This is a genomic window from Mesorhizobium sp. SARCC-RB16n, assembly GCF_008520305.1.
Taxonomy (GTDB): Bacteria; Pseudomonadota; Alphaproteobacteria; order Rhizobiales; family Rhizobiaceae; genus Mesorhizobium.
Genome location: NZ_ML703266.1, coordinates 123,008 through 141,634, shown reverse-complemented (window position 1 = coordinate 141,634; position 18,627 = coordinate 123,008). Strand labels below are relative to the sequence as shown.

The 18,627-nt window shown below is 61.0% G+C and carries 18 protein-coding genes; 2 read left to right on the top strand and 16 right to left on the bottom strand.

Features of this window, described 5'->3' with window-relative positions; all coding sequences use genetic code 11:
* Nucleotides 1–41 precede the first annotated feature (41 nt).
* From glpD to C7I87_RS13960, 8 genes are all read right to left on the bottom strand, one after another.
* Entirely contained in the window at nucleotides 42–1,568 is a 1,527-nt protein-coding gene (gene glpD, locus C7I87_RS13995) for a glycerol-3-phosphate dehydrogenase (RefSeq protein WP_149904771.1), read from the bottom strand.
* A 126-nt stretch (nucleotides 1,569–1,694) separates the two neighbouring features.
* Nucleotides 1,695–2,462: a DeoR/GlpR family DNA-binding transcription regulator gene (locus C7I87_RS13990; protein ID WP_149904770.1), complete on the bottom strand. Its 768-nt coding sequence runs from the start codon at nucleotides 2,460–2,462 to the stop codon at nucleotides 1,695–1,697.
* A 127-nt stretch (nucleotides 2,463–2,589) separates the two neighbouring features.
* Complete coding sequence (locus C7I87_RS13985; protein WP_149904769.1) at nucleotides 2,590–4,002, bottom strand: pyridoxal phosphate-dependent decarboxylase family protein; 1,413 nt, start codon at nucleotides 4,000–4,002, stop codon at nucleotides 2,590–2,592.
* Between the two features lie 117 nt (nucleotides 4,003–4,119).
* The gene (locus tag C7I87_RS13980; RefSeq protein WP_149904768.1) at nucleotides 4,120–4,851 is read right to left on the bottom strand and encodes a proteasome-type protease; all 732 of its coding nucleotides are present in this window, start codon (nucleotides 4,849–4,851) and stop codon (nucleotides 4,120–4,122) included.
* A gap of 30 nt (nucleotides 4,852–4,881) precedes the next feature.
* Nucleotides 4,882–5,676, bottom strand: a complete 795-nt coding sequence (locus tag C7I87_RS13975; protein WP_149904767.1) for a transglutaminase family protein — start codon at nucleotides 5,674–5,676, stop codon at nucleotides 4,882–4,884.
* Nucleotides 5,677–5,683: 7 nt separating this feature from the next.
* Nucleotides 5,684–6,625, bottom strand: coding sequence for an alpha-E domain-containing protein (locus C7I87_RS13970; protein ID WP_149904766.1), 942 nt, complete (start codon nucleotides 6,623–6,625; stop codon nucleotides 5,684–5,686).
* 126 nt (nucleotides 6,626–6,751) lie between these two features.
* Entirely contained in the window at nucleotides 6,752–8,164 is a 1,413-nt protein-coding gene (locus tag C7I87_RS13965) for a circularly permuted type 2 ATP-grasp protein (protein ID WP_188393839.1), read from the bottom strand.
* Nucleotides 8,165–8,334: 170 nt separating this feature from the next.
* On the bottom strand, nucleotides 8,335–8,571 hold the full coding sequence (locus C7I87_RS13960) for an Lrp/AsnC family transcriptional regulator (protein ID WP_010909609.1): 237 nt from the start codon (nucleotides 8,569–8,571) through the stop codon (nucleotides 8,335–8,337).
* Nucleotides 8,572–8,963: 392 nt separating this feature from the next.
* Between C7I87_RS13960 and C7I87_RS13955 the strand changes: the two genes are divergently transcribed.
* Entirely contained in the window at nucleotides 8,964–9,383 is a 420-nt protein-coding gene (locus C7I87_RS13955; protein ID WP_149904764.1) for a DUF4864 domain-containing protein, read from the top strand.
* A gap of 22 nt (nucleotides 9,384–9,405) precedes the next feature.
* On the opposite strand, the gene C7I87_RS13950 is transcribed toward C7I87_RS13955, so the two are convergent.
* From C7I87_RS13950 to coaD, 7 genes are all read right to left on the bottom strand, one after another.
* On the bottom strand, nucleotides 9,406–10,809 hold the full coding sequence (locus tag C7I87_RS13950; RefSeq protein ID WP_210250634.1) for a glycosyltransferase family protein: 1,404 nt from the start codon (nucleotides 10,807–10,809) through the stop codon (nucleotides 9,406–9,408).
* 154 nt (nucleotides 10,810–10,963) lie between these two features.
* Nucleotides 10,964–12,094 carry a tRNA guanosine(34) transglycosylase Tgt gene (tgt, locus tag C7I87_RS13945; protein WP_149904918.1) on the bottom strand — a complete coding sequence of 377 codons (1,131 nt, stop codon included), beginning with the start codon at nucleotides 12,092–12,094 and terminating at the stop codon, nucleotides 10,964–10,966.
* 55 nt (nucleotides 12,095–12,149) lie between these two features.
* Nucleotides 12,150–13,238 carry a tRNA preQ1(34) S-adenosylmethionine ribosyltransferase-isomerase QueA gene (gene queA, locus C7I87_RS13940; RefSeq protein WP_149904762.1) on the bottom strand — a complete coding sequence of 363 codons (1,089 nt, stop codon included), beginning with the start codon at nucleotides 13,236–13,238 and terminating at the stop codon, nucleotides 12,150–12,152.
* A complete protein-coding gene (locus C7I87_RS13935) occupies nucleotides 13,238–13,687 on the bottom strand; it encodes a DMT family transporter (protein ID WP_149904761.1) in 450 nt (149 codons plus the stop codon). Before C7I87_RS13935 ends, queA begins: the two co-directional genes overlap by 1 nt.
* A 12-nt stretch (nucleotides 13,688–13,699) precedes the next feature.
* The gene (locus C7I87_RS13930) at nucleotides 13,700–14,212 is read right to left on the bottom strand and encodes a peptidylprolyl isomerase (RefSeq protein ID WP_109669164.1); all 513 of its coding nucleotides are present in this window, start codon (nucleotides 14,210–14,212) and stop codon (nucleotides 13,700–13,702) included.
* Between the two features lie 27 nt (nucleotides 14,213–14,239).
* Complete coding sequence (locus C7I87_RS13925; protein WP_246696279.1) at nucleotides 14,240–14,734, bottom strand: peptidylprolyl isomerase; 495 nt, start codon at nucleotides 14,732–14,734, stop codon at nucleotides 14,240–14,242.
* Nucleotides 14,735–14,844: 110 nt separating this feature from the next.
* A complete protein-coding gene (coaD, locus tag C7I87_RS13920; protein WP_149904759.1) occupies nucleotides 14,845–15,345 on the bottom strand; it encodes a pantetheine-phosphate adenylyltransferase in 501 nt (166 codons plus the stop codon).
* Nucleotides 15,346–15,539: 194 nt separating this feature from the next.
* Between coaD and C7I87_RS13915 the strand changes: the two genes are divergently transcribed.
* On the top strand, nucleotides 15,540–15,692 hold the full coding sequence (locus C7I87_RS13915) for a hypothetical protein (RefSeq protein WP_149904758.1): 153 nt from the start codon (nucleotides 15,540–15,542) through the stop codon (nucleotides 15,690–15,692).
* Between the two features lie 56 nt (nucleotides 15,693–15,748).
* Here C7I87_RS13915 and gyrA read toward each other — a convergent pair whose 3' ends face one another.
* Nucleotides 15,749–18,553: a DNA gyrase subunit A gene (gene gyrA / locus C7I87_RS13910; protein WP_149904757.1), complete on the bottom strand. Its 2,805-nt coding sequence runs from the start codon at nucleotides 18,551–18,553 to the stop codon at nucleotides 15,749–15,751.
* Nucleotides 18,554–18,627 lie beyond the last annotated feature (74 nt).

Genomic DNA, 18,627 nt, shown 5'->3' with positions numbered 1-18,627 from the left:
ACGCCTCCTCCCAGGGTTTCCGCATCAGCCCAAAACCCTCTTCATTCGGCGGCCGCGACATGCCGCCGGCTTATGCCGCGCATGAATTCATCGAGTGCCGCTGCCTGCTCACGGCCAAGATGCAGGCCGCGCTTGGTCCGCCGCCACAAAACATCTTCCGCCGTGACAGCCCATTCGTTTTCGACGAGATAGCGCACCTCGGCCTCGTGGAGATCGCCACCGAAATTGCGACCGAGATCGGCAATCGACTTGGCCAAGCCGAGCAGGACCTGTGCACGCGTCCCGTAAAGCCTGGTCAGCCGGCGCGCCAAGCGCTGATCGAGGAAAGGATAGGCGCTTTTCAGCTTCGCCACCTGCGCATCGAAACCGGTGGCCGGAAAATCGCCGCCAGGCAGCGGCGCGTCTGATGTCCACGGCTTGCCGCGCTTGCCGAGAAAACCTTCGATCTTCTCCAGCATCGATTCCGACAGCCGGCGGTAGGTGGTGATCTTGCCGCCGAAAGCATTGACCAGCGGCGCGGCGCCATCGCCGCCATCGGCCTTCAGCACGTAGTCACGCGTCGCTTCCTGTGCCTTGGAGGCACCGTCATCATAGAGCGGACGCACGGCCGAGTAGGTCCAGACGATGTCCGAACGCTTGACGGGAATCGCGAAATACTCGCTGGCCGCGGCACAGAGATAATCGATCTCCGTGTCGCTGATCTTCACATCATGCGGATCGCCCGGATAATCCTGGTCGGTGGTGCCAATCAGCGTGAACTCGTCCTCATAGGGAATGGCGAAGATGATGCGGCCATCCCTATTCTGGAAGAAATAGGCGCGCGGGTCGTCGAACTTCTTCGCGATGACGATGTGGCTGCCCTGCACGAGGCGGACATTGTGCACGTCGTTGAGGCCGACAACGCCGGAAAGCACGTGGTCGACCCAGGGGCCCGCCGCATTGACCAGCAACCGTGCCTTGACCTCTTCGGTCTCACCGGTTTGCAGGTTTTCGATCTTTATCGTCCAGATGCCGCCTTCGCGACGGGCTCCAACCACTTTCGTGCGAGTCCGGATCGTTGCGCCCCGGTCAGCAGCGTCACGTGCATTCAGCGCCACCAGCCGCGCATCGTTGACCCAGCCATCCGAATATTCGAAGGCCTTTTTGAACAGCGGCTTCAAAGGCTTGGCCGCCGGATCGCTCGTCATGTCGAGCGTCCTGGTCGCCGGCAGCAATTTGCGCCCACCAATATGGTCGTAGAGGAACAGGCCGAGCCGGATCAGCCAGGCCGGGCGCAGCCCCTTGGCATAGGGCAGCACGAAGCGCATCGGCCAGATGATGTGCGGCGCGTTCTTCCACAGAACCTCGCGCTCCATGAGCGCCTCGCGCACCAGGCGGAATTCGTAGAATTCGAGATAGCGCAGCCCGCCATGGATCAGCTTGGTCGAGCCGGACGAGGTTCCGCTGGCCAGATCGTTCATCTCGGCTAGAAAGACCGAAAACCCGCGTCCGACGGCATCGCGGGCAATGCCGCAGCCATTGATGCCGCCGCCTATGACGAAAATGTCCCGGACTGAAGATGTGTCCACCTAATTCCTCCACGATTTCGCATTGCACCACTTTTGGTCTTTTACGAAACCGTAGCGGGATTATTTCGAACTCATAACGAATGTCAAACGAAATATAACAAGCCTGTGAGAAGATCGCAAAATGCCTCAGCCAAGCGACGTCTCGATCAGCTGAACCTCGGTCTCCTGGCAGATCTTGCGCACCGATGCGATATCGCATCGATCGGTGATGAAGGTGTCGACCTGCGACAGGTGGCCAATGCGCACGGGCGCCGTACGCTCGAATTTGGTCTGGTCGGATACCAGGATGACGTGCCTGGCATTGGCGATGATCGCTTGCGCCACCTTGACCTCGCGAAAATCGAAGTCGAGCAGCGCTCCATCATGATCGATCGCGGAGGCGCCGATGACGGCATAATCGACCTTGAACTGCCTTATGAAATCGACTGCCGCCTCGCCGACAACGCCGCCGTCGGAACCGCGCACCACTCCGCCCGCAATCACCACCTCGATCGACGGATAGATACGCATCCTATTGGCAACATTGATGTTATTGGTGATGACCATCAAGCCGTTGTGATCGAGCAGCGCCTTGCTGACTGCCTCCGTAGTGGTCCCGATGTTGATGAACAGCGAGGCGTTGTCGGGGATCAGTTGGGCCGCCGCGCGGCCAATCGCTTCCTTCTCGTCCGCTGCGATCTTGCGCCTGGCTTCATACTCCATGTTCTCGATTCCGGACGGGAACAAGGCGCCGCCATGGATGCGCGAAAGCAGCCGCTGGTCGCACAAATCGTTGAGGTCCTTGCGTATGGTCTGCGGCGTCACGTTGAAATGCGTGGCCAGATCATCGACCAGCACACGGCCATTGTCCTTGGCCATCTGGATGATCTCGGCATGGCGCGGCGACAGATACATCAGGCATCTCCCGTTTTCGTTTTTCTTGCTTATAATCGAAAACGAAACCGATGAAAAGGTGCAAGCCGGCTAACGAAAATCCTGTGATTGCACGCACGAACCGTGGCGCGACCTCGATCCAGTCTTTTCAGGCCGTGGCACGGGCAATTTCGGTGATGGCGGCGAAAGCGGCGTCGACGTCCTCTGCCGTCGCATCGAACTGGCCGACCTGGAAGCGGATCGCCACCCTCCCATCGACTTTCGTTTGCGTCAGGTAGATGCGGCCATCGTCGTTGATCGCATTGACCAGCCGCAGATTGTGCTCATCGGCATCGGCGCTTGAGGCTGCCCTGTGCCGGAACGAAAACAGCGACAGCATCGGCTCGCTGACGATCTCGAAATCCGGCTCCCCTGCCAGACGCGTGACAAGGCCTTCGCTCCAGGCGACATGATTGCGGATCATGGTTCGCAGGTTTTCCAGTCCATGCGCGCGTAGCAGGAACCACAGCTTCAGCGCGCGGAAGCGCCGGCCGAGCGGTACCGACCATTCTGAGTAGTTGATGATGCCATCATGGCCGTGCGTCTTGAGGTAGTCGGGCTTGATGGCCAGCGTCCTGACATGGCTCGACGGATCGCGCAGGAACTGGATCGAACAATCGAACTGCGCACCCAGCCATTTATGCGGATTGAAGACGATCGAGTCCGCACCTTCGACGCCGGACCAGAAATGCCGATATTCCGGGCAGATCATCGCCGACCCGGCCCAGGCCGCATCGACATGCAGGTAGAGCCCGTGCCGCCTGGCAATCTCCGCAACCGCTGCAATATCGTCCGTGCCGCCGGTGCTGGTGCCGCCAACACAGGCGATAATGCCAGCCGGCAGCATGCCGGCTTGTCTGTCGGCGACGATTGCGGCTTCGAGGGCTGCCGTGTCCATGGCGCGAAAACGACCGGCGACCGGAATGCGCACGAGATTGTCCTCGCCGATGCCCGACACCCAGATCGCGCGGTCGATCGATGTGTGCACCTGGTCGGAAGAATAGATGCGCAACCGCCCCTGCCCGGCCAGGCCCTTCTTGTTGCCTTGCCAGTCGAGCGCCCGTTCGCGCATGGTCAGCACGGCGTTGAGTGTCGCCGACGAGGCTGAATCCTGGATCACGCCGGAAAAGCCTTCCGGCAGGCCGAGCGCCTGGCGCATCCAATCGACGGTCCGCGTTTCAAGCTCGGTCGCCGCCGGTGACGTCTGCCAAAGCATGCATTGCGCGGCCATCGCCGACACCAGGTATTCCGCCACCACCGAGACCGGCGCCGCGTTGGCCGGAAAATAGGCGAAGAAGCGCGGGTGCTGCCAATGTGTCATCCCCGGCACGATCTTGGCTTCGAAATCGGCGAAGATCCTGTCCATCGGTTCCGCGTCTTCGGGCGGCGATGCCTCTATATTCCGGAAGATGTCGCCTGGCTCGACCCGCGGCCGCACCGGCCGCTCGCGCAAATTGTTGCGATAGTCGGCGCCCCAATCGGCGGCGCGTTGGGACCATTGCCGGAAATCATCATTGTTCATCTTGTCCTCCCGACATGACCTTTCGCTGCCGGTGGTTTGCCGCCGGCTCTTCAAGATCAGATATTAATTAACATGTGAAATATTTGCAACCGCCATCGAGCGGCGAGATGATACAGGCTAGCCAGGAAAATCCGGCAGGCTGGCGAACGCCGTCTTCAGGGCATTCGACCATCCATCGGAGATCGTGCGGTAATACTGGTCGTCCTGGCCGATCCGCTTTTTAAGGCCGACCTGAAAGGCGTCCTGTTCCAGGAAAAGCAGGTCGAGCGGCAAGCCGACCGACAGATTCGACTTCAGCGTCGAATCGAACGACACCAGAAGGAGTTTCACCGTCTCGGCGAGGCTCATCGTCTTTTCGTAGGCGCGAATGATGATCGGCTTGCCATATTTGGTTTCGCCGATCTGGAAGAACGGCGTGTCGTCGGTCGATTCGATGAAATTGCCTTCGGGATAGATCATGAACAGGCGCGGCGGGCTGCCCTTGATCTGCCCACCGAGGATGAAGGAGGCATTGAAATAGGAATCGGCCTTCTCGCCGGCGGGCGACGATTGCGCGATCACCTCTTTCACCGTCTCACCGACCAGCCGCACCGTCTGGTACATGGATGGCGTTTCGAGCAGCTTCTCGTGGCGGTCGGTCACCGCCTTGGTGCGTTCGTCAAGCAGGCTGACCACGGCCTGCGTCGTCGCCAGGTTACCGGCCGACATCAAGACGATGACGCGCTCTCCCGGCTGTTCCCAGACATGCATCTTCTTGAAGGTCGAGATCGAATCCATGCCGGCATTGGTGCGCGTGTCCGACATGAACACGAGCCCGCGATCGATCTTGAGGCCGACGCAATAGGTCATGGAATCTCTTAAGGCAGCAATCCTGGGGGATTACTGCTCTACCGTGACGGTGACCGCAAGCAGTTCTTCCGCCTGTCCCAGTCGAATTCCCGACACCGGCGAAGCGTCACGGTAGTCGCGGCCTGTGGCCACCTTCACATAGCGTTCGTCGGGAGAAATACCGTTGGCCGGATCGAAGGCAACCCAGCCGAGGCCCGCGACATGAGCCTCGGCCCAGGCGTGGCTGGCCGCCTGCTCCACCGCTGCATCCATCATGAGATAGCCGCTGACATAGCGGGCCGGAAATCCCATGGCGCGCGCGGCGGCGGCAAAGATGTGGCTATGATCCTGGCAGACGCCGGTTTTCAGCGCCAAGGCCTCTTCGGCCGGAGTTGTTGCATTGGTGGCTCCCGGCGTGTAGGCGACGCGCTCGCCGATGGCGGCCATCAGCCGGTGCAGCCGTTCGAGGTCGCTGCCCTTGCCGACCGCCTCGGTAAGATCACGGATGCCGCCGCCTATGGTGGTCAAAGCGGTCTCCTGCGCGAACAACCAGAGCGGCGCGAAGCCTTGATGCGGCCCGCAAACGCCTGATGTATCGCGCGTCACCACCTCGCCCAACGCTTCGACTGTGATGAAGTCGTGGTCACCTTCGACGCTCAACAACCTGTTATCGTTGCCGTAATGGTCGGTAAATCGCACTTCCTCGCGGGCGCCTTCGACTTTCAGCGCCCAGGACAGCACGGTCTGGGTCGGCCCGCTCATGGGAAGCAGCCGCAGCCTCTGGAGCAAATACTGCACCGGCGCATCGTAGCGGTATTCGGTCCGGTGCGTGATTTTCAGCCGCATGGCTTCCTCAATAAAACCTGTAGTCTTGCGCTATCTCGTCACCGAGCCTGGTGTTGTCGCGGATGAACCCGGCCAGGAACTCATGCAGGCCGGCGTCGAATATATCCTTGATCGACCCTGCCTTCAGCATTGCCTGCGTCTTTTCCGCCGTTGCGTGACACGCATGGCGCTCGCCATAGTCGTCGGAGAGAAACTTCAGATGCTCTGCCAGGAAGCGATAGCAGAAGGTCAGCGAGCGCGGCATGCGGACGTTGAGGATCAGGTAGTCCGCGATGTTGGTCGGCTTGTAATCTGCGTCATAGACCCAGCGGTAGGAGCGATGCGCCGACACCGAGCGCAGGATCGATTCCCACTGATAGTTGTCGAGCGTCGAGCCGACCCAGGAGATCGACGGCAGCAGCACATAATATTTCACGTCGAGGATCCGCGCGGTGTTGTCGGCGCGCTCGACATAGGTGCCGAGCTGCGAGAAATCGAAAATCTCGTTGCGCAGCATGGTACCGTAGAACGAGCCACGGATCAGCGCGGTCTCGCGCTTGATCGCGTCGAGGACGCTTGGCAGGTCACGCTCGTCGATCGGCCTCGCCAGCATCCGCTTCAGCGACATCCAGGCTTCGTTGATGCTTTCCCAGGTCTCGCGCGTCAGCGCGGTGCGGACCATGCGAGCATTGTTGCGGGCCGTCTCGATCGACGACATCGTGCTCGATGGATTCGACGTGTCGCGCAAGAGGAAGTCGGAGACGTTGGCCGCCGTATAGTCCGGGTATTTCTGCTTGAAGGCGGCGTCGGAGCCGGCGCTCAGCAGCACCGAGTTCCATTCCTCCGAAGCACTTTGAGTACGGGTCAGCGCCATGCGCAGGCCGGCATCGACCAGCCGCGCCATGTTTTCGGCCCGCTCGATATAGCGGTTCATCCAGTAGAGCCCATTGGCGGTGCGGCCGAGAAGCATGTCGGGCCTTTCGGGCTAGTGAGTAGCGAATAGTGAGCAGCGAATAGTAAGCGCTTGAATCTCAATGGAATATGGCATGTCCCTCTCCCTACCTTTTCACTACTGACTACTGACTATTCACTCATCTCAATCATCCAGCACCCACGTATCCTTGGTCCCGCCGCCTTGCGAGGAATTGACGACCAGTGAGCCTTCCTTGAGTGCGACGCGCGTGAGCCCGCCGGGTACGATCTGAATGCGATCGGAAACCAGCACATAAGGCCGCAAGTCGACGTGGCGCGGCGCCAAGCCCTTTTCAGTCAGGATCGGACACGTGGAGAGCGCGAGCGTCGGCTGGGCGATGTAATTGGACGGCTTGGCCTGCAGCTTCTTGGCAAAATCCTGGCACTCTTTCTTGGTCGCCGCAGGTCCGACCAGCATGCCGTAGCCACCCGAGCCATGCACCTCCTTGATCACCAGCTCGTGGATATGCTCGAGCACATATTTCAGGCTGTCCGGTTCCGAACAGCGCCAGGTCGGGATATTGCCGAGGATCGCTTTACGGCCGGTGTAGAATTCGACGATCTCGGGCATGTAGGAATAGATCGCCTTGTCGTCGGCGATGCCGGTTCCCGGCGCATTGGCGATGGTGATGTTGCCAGCGCGGTAGACATCCATGATGCCGGGTATGCCAAGGGCTGAATCCGGCCTGAAGGTCAGCGGGTCCAGGAAGGAATCATCCACGCGCCGGTAGAGAACGTCGATCTGCTTGTAGCCTTCGGTCGTGCGCATCGCGACATGGCCATCGACGACGCGCAAATCCTGCCCCTCCACCAACTGCACACCCATCTGGTCGGCAAGGAAGGCGTGTTCGAAATAGGCGGAATTGAAACTGCCGGGCGTCAGCACCGCGATGGTCGGCGCGCCCTTGGCGCCTTGCGGCCGAACCGCCGCCAGCGACTGGCGCAACAGCTGCGGATAGTTCTCCACCGGCCGCACCTTGATCTTCTGGAACAGCTCGGGAAACAGTTGCATCATCGTTTCGCGGTTCTCCAGCATGTAAGAGACACCGGACGGTGTGCGCGCATTGTCTTCCAGCACGTAGAACTCGTCCTCGCTGATGCGGACGATGTCGACGCCGATAATGTGGGTGTAAACGCCGGCCGGCGGCCGCACGCCGATCATTTCCGGCAGGAAAGCCTCGTTCCTGGCGATTAGGTCTCTTGGGACGCGGCCGGCGCGAAGGATTTCCTGGCGATGATAGATGTCGTCGAGGAAGGCGTTCAGCGCCTGTACGCGCTGCTCGATGCCTTGCGTCAGGCGCCGCCATTCATTGCCTGAAATGATGCGGGGAACGATATCGAACGGGATCAGCCGTTCGGAAGCTTCCTGCTCGCCGTAAACGGCAAACGTGATGCCGGTCTTGCGGAAGACGCGTTCGGCGTCCTGCATCTTTTCGGTAAGTCTGGCTGGATCCTGCTCCTTCAGCCAGCGATCGTAAGCCGAGTACGGTCTTCTAAGTCCGGAGACCTCCGGAAGCATTTCATCGAACGCTGCCAATCGCATACTCCCCTGTGACGCCATTTCACTGGCGTCGCCGGAGAAAATCAAGCGCAATCGGTGATTTGGGAGATCCTGATGATCAGTATGTCGCGGCTGCCTAAAATTGAGGCAGCTGAAATATGAGCTTGATCAGACTTTGCCTCGTGCCCGGGCAGTGCCTCGCGCTGCTAGAAGGCGCGGAAGGTGACGACGGTGAACGTGTCCTTGATGCCGGGAAGAATCTGCACCTTCTCATTGACGAAATGGCCGACGTCTTCCTCGTCATCGACATAGAATTTGGCGAGCAGATCATAATTGCCGGCGGTGGAGTAGATTTCCGAGGCGATCTCGGCGTCGGCAAGCGCGCTGGCAACCTCGTAGGATTTGCCCAGTTCGCATTTGATCTGCACGAAAAACGCCTTCATGGCTTCGTCCCGCTAACTTCCAGGTCCAAGCGGCCCTTCTGGCAGACTGGAGGCGGCCTTTCAAGCACTGGAATGCGCACTTAGCCGGCGCGGACCTTGGCCACCGCCTCGCGCAGCTCCGCAACCGGCATGCCGCGCTTGAACAGCCTGCCACCGATCACCAGCGCTGGCATGCCCTGCAATATCATTCGTGCCATGGGTTTTGCACGCTCTCTCCCTCAAGGGTCCACCTGAGCGCCCCGCCTTAAAGGAAGCTTACGCGTAGGAATTCGCCGGGGTGGGACGAATATTGACGACCGTTGAAACCGTGAAGCGCCGTCACCCGTATGTTAGGATGCCTCCCGGAACAGCTTTCCTGGAGGCGGCTTTTCGAGGGACGGTGGAGACAGGCCATGCGCCGCGGCTTTTTCGCATTCGCGTTCGTTTCGCTCATGCTGGCTTCCCAGGCGTTTGCCGGCGATGTCGAGATCAAGGCTGGCCAGGCCGTCATCGACGGTCAATTGAAGGCCCTCATCGCCAATGACGGCGCCAAGGCCTACAGCTTCGCCGCCCCGAACGTGAAACAGGTCTTCCCGACTGTCGATGCCTTCATGAACATGGTGACCAACGGCTACCCACCGGTGCGCAAGCCACAGTCCTATTCCTTCGGCAAGGTCGAGGAGACCGGTCCGGGTTCGATCGTCCAGCAAGTGCTGATCGTCGGCCCCGACGGCAAGGACTACGAGGCGGTCTACACGCTACAGCAACAGCCCGACGGCACGTTCCAGATCACCGGCTGCAGCCTGCGCGCGTCGAATTCGCTGAGCACCTGAACCCGTCCTCGGCGAGCTCACCTCAATCCTGGCGCCGATAAAGCGTCCAGCTCTGACCCGATAGTCCCCAACTCGTCGAGGCATCGATGCGATCGTAGGTCAAGCTGCAGCCGGACGTGGCGGCGACATGCTCCGGCTGCTGGTCCACGGCGCCCTCGAGGATCAGCCATGATGGACGCTCGTCACATATTTTGTCGGCCGCGACGAGCAATGGCTGGCGTCCCAGGCGTTTGGCAAAATAGTTGACAATCATGGGGATCCGAAAATCTTGATTGCTGGCGTAGCTCGTTGTGCCATTGCGCATCATCTCTTCAACGATGTCGGCATAGGATCCTCGTCCCTTTTCGTAGAATGGCAACAGAAACGTCATCGTGCCGGCAAGGATTGCCACGAGCGCTCCCACGGCGACAAGCCGATATATGCCAGCGGCGGCGAACCCGAGCGCAAGCAACTCTCCCGCGCAAAGCAACAGCAATGTTGCACTGACCAGAAAATAGCGCGGGAAATCGAGGTTCGGCAGTTGCGCTGCCGCCATCAGAATAGGCAGTCCGATAATCCCGATGACATAGAGACTGGCCCGCCGATTGCGCCGGATACCGGCGAAGACACAGACAAGCCCGCAGGCCAAGGCAATACAGGCCAAGTTGCTGATCCAAGGCGGCAGGCCAAACAGACTGCGGATCATTCCGCCGTACCCTTGGGCGAAGGCCTGGAGCGAGAACGGCGAAGCGCCACCAACCTTGAAGCCAAACATCTGGCTACCGATCACTACGCAGACGGCGAGCGGTAACACGGCCAGGAAGGCTGGAGTGAATATCTGCCCCAGTTCGACGTTGACGCGACCGAGACTGCCGGTGCGCCGCCAGATGAGCCAAGCGCTCCAGGCCACCAGGACCACCACCGTTTCTACCATCGTGAGGTGGGACAAAAAACCGAGAAGGACGATCACCGCCAACGCGATGCCTGAACGGCCTGTGTCGAACCGGCGTTCCAGGAAGACGACGGAGAGAAGCGTGAACAGCACCAGCCCGGCATAGCCTCTCGCCTCTGAGCCGTAGTGGACCATCGGATAGCTCACCGCAAACAGCATGCTTGTGATGACACCAGCCCATCGGCCTTGCGCAGCCACGGCCGCGGCAATGATTGTGCCGACGCCGAGCGCAATCGACAGGCCGCGCTGAAGCAATGGCGAGGCATAAGGACCGATCAGGTACAGGTAGACCGAATTGAGGAAATGGTTGTTGTCGTGGTTTACGCGCCAGAATATCTGGTCGACCGAGGTAAGCGGCTCGAGCAGCAAGAAGCTCCAGATCTCATCCAGCCAGAGATCGCCGCGCGCACCCAGCAATCGCAAAACAAGGCCGATTGCTGCAATCACGGCAATCGCCAAGAATAGGTCGAAACTCCAATGCTTGCGCACCGCCAAATGCGGCAGATCAGCATACGTATTAGGTAATGCTAATTTAGAATTATCGACAGGTTCATCTGCTGTTGTGAACAGTTTCTTGCCCCTTGCCTGAATATAGCTCGGAACAATTACTCTTGGTTCTGTTTAGAAAGAGTATCCGGATGCTTACAATTCAAAGTACGGGCAGGTCGCCCTTGGCCCAACCCTCGGATATTTCTCCCGCGCGCAGTTCGAAGGCACGGATTTCGATCGCGGCCCGGATGTCCTGCATCAGTTTCTGGTAGTAGGAAAGGTTGTTCCAGGTCAGCAGCATCGCCCCGAGTGCCTCCTGCGAGCGCACCAGATGGTGCAGATAGGCACGCGAATAATCCCTGGCCGCCGGGCAATCGCTCTCTTCGTCGAGCGGGCGCGGATCGTCGGCGTGGCGTGCGTTGCGAAGATTGACCTTGCCGCGCCTCGTATAGGCAAGACCATGCCGGCCGGCTCGCGTCGGCATCACGCAGTCGAACATGTCGATGCCGCGCGCCACCGATTTCAGGATATCGTCCGGCGTGCCCACGCCCATCAGATAGCGCGGCTTGTTGTCGGGCAGTTCCGGGCACGTGATGTCGAGCATGTCGAGCATCACCGCTTGCGGCTCGCCGACAGCCAGGCCGCCGACAGCATAACCCTTGAGGTCCATCGCGCTCAGCGCCTGCGCAGAGCGCGCCCTGAGTGCGGCGTTGTCACCACCCTGCACGATGCCAAACATCGCCTTGCCCGGCTGGTCGCCGAACGCCGTCTTGCAGCGCTCCGCCCAGCGCAGCGACAGTTCCATGGCGCGCTCGATCTCTTTCAATGCGGCTGGCAGCGCGGTGCATTCGTCGAGCTGCATCTGAATGTCGGAATTGAGCAGTCCCTGGATCTCGATCGAGCGCTCCGGCGACATCTCGTAGGGCGCACCGTCGATGTGGGAGCGGAAGGTGACGCCTTTCTCGGTCAGCTTCCTCAGCTTCGACAGCGACATCACCTGGAAACCGCCACTGTCGGTCAGGATCGGGTAGGGCCAGCGGGCGAATTCGTGCAGACCTCCGAGCCGCGCTACACGCTCGGCGCCGGGCCGCAGCATCAGGTGATAGGTATTGCCCAGGATGATGTCGGCGCCAACGCCGCGCACCTGGTCCATGTACATGGCCTTGACCGTGCCACCGGTGCCGACCGGCATGAAGGCCGGCGTGCGGATTTCGCCGCGCGGCATGTCGATCAGGCCGCGCCGCGCCTTGCCATCGGTCGCCAGCACCTTGAAGGTGAACGTATCAGCCATTGAATTCCTTCTCACGGACTGGCGCGCCGGATCCTGTTTGTCCAGCATGCCGAGATCATCGTCCATCGCTCATCTCCGCTCGGTAGAGCAGGCTTGCATCGCCATAGGAGTAGAACCTGTAGCGGTTCGCGATGGCATGCACATAGGCGGCACGCATCGTGTCGAGACCGCTGAAGGCCGAGACCAGCATGAACAGTGTCGAGCGCGGCAGATGGAAATTGGTCATCAGCATGTCGGCGGTGCGAAAGCGGTAACCCGGCGTGATGAAGATGTCGGTCGGGCCTGACCATGGCGCCAGCGTACCGTCTTCACGCGCCGCGCTCTCGAGCAGGCGCAGTGAGGTCGTACCGACCGCAACAATGCGCCCACCCCTCGCCTTCGCGGCGTTGAGCGCCTCGGCGGTCGCCGCGCTGACCGAACCGATCTCCGCATGCATCTTGTGGTCGGCGGTGTCGTCCGCTTTCACCGGCAGGAACGTACCGGCGCCGACATGAAGCGTGACGAAGCAGCGCTCGACGCCCTTGGCATCCAGTGCCGCAAAAAGCTGCGGCGTGAAATGCAGGCCCGCGGTGGGTGCCGCTACCGCACCCTCTTCCCTGGCATAGATGGTCTGGTAATCGGCGCGGTCGCGCTCGTCATCGTCGCGCTTCGAGGCGATGTAGGGCGGCAGCGGAATGTGGCCGACCGCGTGCAGCGCCTCATCCAGGAAAGGCCCGGATAGATCAAAGCCAAGCAAGGCTTCGCCCGCCTCGCCCTTCTCGACCACGGTGGCGTCGAGTTGGCCGAGGAAACAGGAATTGCCGTCATGGCCGAAATGGATGCGGTCGCCGGCGGCGATGCGCTTTCCCGGCCGCATGAACGCCAGCCAACGGTCAGGAGCCATGCGCATGTGCAGCGTGGCCTCGACCTGCGCAGCCGCTTCGCCGCGCCGCCTGATGCCCTTCAGCTGCGCTGGGATGACCTTGGTGTCGTTGAAGACCAGCACGTCGCCTGCGCGGAGCGAGGATGGCAGGTCGCCAACCGTCCGGTCCTCCAACTCCTCGCCCGGCCTGACCACCAGCATTTTGGCGCTGTCGCGCGGCTCTGCCGGGCGAAGCGCTATGCGCTCCTCCGGCAGGTCGAAATCAAAGAGGTCGACACGCATCAGTAGAGCCGGACGAGCAGCGCTCCGGCCAGCAGCAGCACGGCGCCGGCGATGCGGCCGAGCGAGATTTCACGCACCGCGACGCCGAGGAAGCCGACGCGGTCGATGAGCATGCCGGCGAGCAACTGACCCGCCACCAGGAATGCCATCAGGGCGGCAGCACCGATGCGTGGCGTCAGGATGGTGGAGAGCGTGACATAGAAGCCGCCGAGAATGCCTCCGGCGACGAACAACCAGGGCGCCGGCGCCTTCCAGTCAAGCGAAATGCCTTGCAGCTTCACCACCGCGACGGAGATGACGCCAAGCACGACCGCGCCCGAAAGGAAAGAAAACGCGGCCGCCGCGACCGGGAGACCCAGGCCGCGCGCAAGCTGCGAGTTGATCGGCGCCTGAATGGCAATGAAGGCACCGGACAGGATGCCGAGAAGCGACCAGACGACGCCCATCATTGTCGTTTCGCCTTACTTGACGTCTGCCGCGACCTTCAGCGACACGATCTTGTCGGGATCCTGCACCGGCTCGCCGCGCTTGATCTTGTCGACATTGTCCATGCCTTCGATGACCTGGCCCCAGACCGTGTACTGGCGGTTGAGGAAAGCGGCATCGTCGAAGCAGATGAAGAACTGCGAGTTGGCCGAATTCGGGTTCTGCGAACGGGCCATCGAGCAGGTGCCGCGGCCGTGGTTCGCGTTGGAGAACTCAGCTTTCAGGTCAGGCTTTTCCGAGCCGCCCATGCCCGCGCGGGAAGGCGCGAAGGTCGGCTTGCTCGAATTGCCGAACTTGACGTCGCCGGTTTGCGCCATGAAGCCTTCGATGACGCGGTGGAAGACGACGCCATCATAGGCGCCTTCGCGCGCCAGTTCTTTGATGCGGGCGACATGGCCGGGCGCCAAATCGGGAAACAGTTCGATGACGACCTTGCCCTTGGTCGTTTCCATGATGAGCGCGTTCTCGCGGTCCTTGATCTCAGCCATGTCAGATGTCCTTTTTAAAAGATGGAATTATTTGTCAGCGGCGATGCGCACTTTGATCATGCGGTCGGGATCTGTGACCGTGCCATTGTCCGCCTCGTCGCCCTTCTTGATCTTGTCCACCAGGTCCATGCCGCTGACGACATTGCCGACGATGGTGTACTGACCATCGAGCGGCGGTGCCGGCGCGAACATGATGAAGAACTGCGAATTGGCGGAGTTCGGATCCTGCGAGCGGGCCATGCCGACCACGCCACGCTTGTAGTGTTCGGTCTGCGAGAACTCGGCCGGCAGGTCGGGCAGGTCGGAACCACCTGTGCCGACGGCCTGGGCATTGAAACCCTTCTCCATGTTGCCGAACTTGACGTCGCCGGTCTGCGCCATGAAGCCGCCGATGACACGGTGGAAAGCGACGTTGTCGTAGGCGTGATCACGCACCAGCTTCTTGATCTGCGCGACATGCTTGGGCGCCAGGTCGGGGCGCAGCGCGATGGTCACGTCGCCATCCTTGAGCGTGATGATCATGGTGTTTTCCGGATCGGCGGCATGGGCACAAACGGATGCCGTCAAGAGACCGGCGAACACAACAAGGAATGAGGCGAGCCTTTGGAGCTGCATGAGGATTTTCTCCGAGCTTATTTCGCGAATTTTGCGGCGAGCGCACCGGCCACGGCGGCCGGTACGAAGGGACGGATGTCGCCGCCCATCGAGGCTATCTGGCGCACAAGTGTGGCGGTAATGGTTCGCACCGACGGGCTGGCGGGCAGGAAAACCGTCTGCAGCTCCGGCGCCATGGTTTCGTTCATGCCGGCCATCTGCATTTCGTAGTCGAGGTCGGTGCCATCGCGCAGACCGCGGATCATGATCGAGGCGCCTTCTCTTCTGGCGGCATCGATCACCAGGCCATCGAAGGCGACGACCTTGATGCGGGCGCCATCACGACCGAATTCCGCTTTCGTGGCGGCTTCAATCATCTGCACCCGCTCCTCGAAGGAAAACAGCGGCTTCTTGCCCGGATGAATGCCAATCGCGGCATAGACGATGTCGGCAACCGCCAGCGAGGCTTTCAGCACATCGAGATGGCCGTTGGTCAGCGGGTCGAAGGAGCCCGCATAAAGGGCGATGCGTTCGGTCATGCCGGAGCTTCTAGCGAGCCTCTCTCACAAAGGCAAATCCGATTGGCAGGCGGCCCATGAACCTTTTCCGGCACATGAACGACAGATGAATACGCTGATCACGAAGCCTTCACGCAGCGTTCACTAGGTTGCACCCTTAATAAGATGAAACCAATGTCCCATATATCCGTTGTAAGGCGCAGGAGAACACGCACATGCTGATCTACATGCTCGCCACCGCAATGACCGTCGCCATGCTGATCGCCACAGTATTCGGGCTGCATCAGGAGGCACAGCGCATCCGGGTCAAGGCAACCACCAAGCGCTTGGAAGGCTTCGGCTCGCGCAAGCCGTATCGTCACTACTAATCTCGACTTGCTGCCGCGCCGGCCATCAGGCCGGCGTTGCTATGTCAGACCCAGGACTATTCGGCGCTGTCCGGACTGCTTTCAGTCGTCGAATCGGGCTCCGCGCCACCCTCGACGGCCTCTGCCACTTCCTCGTCCGATTGCGGCTCAGAAATCCGCTCGACCGAAACCACCTTCTCACCTTCAGCCGTGTTGAAGATGGTTACGCCCTTGGTGGCGCGGCTGGCGAAACGGATGCCGTTGACGGGAACCCGAATGACGGTGCCGCCGTCCGACACCAGCATGATCTGGTCGTCATTTCCGACCGGGAAGGTTGCCACAAGACGGCCGATTTCGGCCGCCTTCGATACATCTGTAGCACGTATGCCCTTGCCGCCGCGTCCGGTCAGGCGGAAGTCATAGGACGAAGAGCGCTTGCCGTAACCATACTCGGTCACCGTCAGCACGTATTGTTCGTGCATCTTGAGGAACTCGTAGCGTTCGTCGGTAAGCTCCGTCTCCTCGCCGACCTCTTCGTTGGTCAGCGCGATCTCTTCCTCCTCACCGGCCGCAATGCCGGCGGCAAGCCGCCGTTCGGCCGCCGCCCGCTTGAGGTAGGCGGCCCGTTCGGCCGGTGGCGCATCGACATGCTCGATCACCGACATGGAGATGATGCGGTCGGTGTCAGCCATGGTGATGCCGCGCACGCCGACAGAGTTGCGGCTCTGGAAGACGCGCACGTCGCCCACGGAGAAGCGGATGCACTGGCCGGAGCTGGCGGTCAGCAGCACGTCGTCATTGTCGGTGCAGGTCTCGACGCCGAGGATCTCGTCGCCCTCCTCCTCCAGCTTCATGGCGATCTTGCCATTGCGGTTGACCTGGACGAAGTCCGAAAGCTTGTTGCGGCGCACGGTGCCGCGGGTGGTGGCGAACATCACGTCAAGTTCGCCCCAGCTCGTCTCGTCCTCGGGCAGCGGCATGATCGTGGTGATGCGCTCGCCCTGCTCCAGCGGCAGCATGTTGATCAGCGCCTTGCCGCGTGACTGCGGATTGCCGATCGGCAGGCGCCAGACCTTTTCCTTGTAGACGATGCCGCGCGAGGAGAAGAACAGCACCGGCGTGTGCGTGTTGGCGACGAACAGCCGGGTGACGAAATCCTCTTCCTTGGTCGACATGCCGGAGCGGCCCTTGCCGCCGCGGCGCTGCGCCCGGTAGAGCGAAAGCGGCACGCGCTTGATGTAGCCGGAATGACTCACCGTCACGACCATATCCTCGCGCTGGATCAGGTCCTCGTCTTCCATGTCCGCGCCGCCATCGGTGAGCTCGGTGCGGCGTGGCGTGCCGAACTCGTCGCGCACGGCGGCGAGCTCGTCCTTGACGATCTGCTGGATACGCGCGCGAGACGACAGGATGTCGAGGTAGTCCTTGATCTCGTCGCCGATCGTGTTCAGCTCGTCGGCGATTTCGTCGCGGCCAAGCGCAGTCAGGCGCTGCAGGCGCAGTTCGAGAATGGCGCGCGCCTGTTCCTCGGACAGATTGTAGGTGCCGTCCTCGTTGATGCGGTGGCGGGGGTCGTCGATCAGAAGGATCAGCGATTCGACGTCACCCGAAGGCCAGCGCCGCTCCATCAACTGCTCGCGCGCCGTCTGCGGATCCGGCGCGGTGCGGATAAGCTTGATGACTTCGTCGATGTTGGCGACAGCGATGGCCAGACCAACCAGCACATGGGCACGGTCGCGCGCCTTGCGGAGCAGGAATTTCGTCCGCCGACTGATCACCTCCTCGCGGAAGGTGACGAACGCCTTCAGCATATCGGTCAGATTCAGCAGTTCCGGCTTGCCGCCGTTCAGAGCCACCATATTGGCGCCGAAAGAAGTCTGTAGCGGCGTGAAACGGTAGAGCTGGTTGAGGACGACGTCGGCGACGGCGTCGCGCTTCAACTCGACGACGACCCGGTAGCCCTGGCGGTCGCTTTCGTCGCGGATGTCGGAAATGCCTTCGACGCGCTTGTCGCGCACCAGTTCGGCCATCTTCTCGATCATCGAGGCCTTGTTCACCTGATAGGGAACCTCGGTGATGATGATCGATTCACGGTCATTGCCGCGCTGCTCGATGTTGACTTTGCCGCGCATGACGATGGAGCCGCGCCCGGTCGAATAGGCACTGTAGATGCCGGAACGGCCAAGCACGATGCCGCCAGTCGGGAAATCAGGGCCCGGAATGATTTCCATCAGCGCAGGCAGGTCGATCGCCGGATTGTCGATGACGGCAATCGCGGCATTACAGACTTCACCGAGATTGTGCGGTGGTATGTTGGTCGCCATGCCGACGGCAATGCCGCCCGAGCCGTTGACCAGCAGATTGGGAAAGCGCGCCGGCAGAACCTTCGGCTCGGTGTCCGACGCATCATAAGTGTCCTGGAAATCGACGGTGTCCTTGTCGATATCCTCCAGAAGCTCATGCGCGACCTTGGTCAGGCGCGATTCGGTATAGCGCATCGCCGCCGGCGGATCGCCGTCGATCGAGCCGAAATTGCCTTGTCCGTCGATCAAGGGCACTCGCAGCGACCAGTCCTGCGCCATGCGCACCAAGGCGTCATAGATCGAGGCATCGCCATGCGGATGGTATTTACCCATCACGTCGGCGACAGGACGCGCCGACTTCACATATTTGCGGTTCCAATGGTAGCCGCTCTCATGCGCCGCATAGAGAATGCGACGGTGCACCGGCTTCAGGCCATCCCGCACATCGGGCAACGCACGGCTGACGATCACGCTCATGGCGTAAGAGAGATAAGAACTCTGCATCTCCTCGATGATGGAGATGGGTTCGATGCCGGTGGGGCCGCCGTCGGCGCCGCGCGGTGTCTTTTGGTCGGTCAAATCGGATCACAATCTAATCAGGAATCACTGACCGCTTATATAGGAAGCACGGCCGAAACTCCAATGTTCACGGC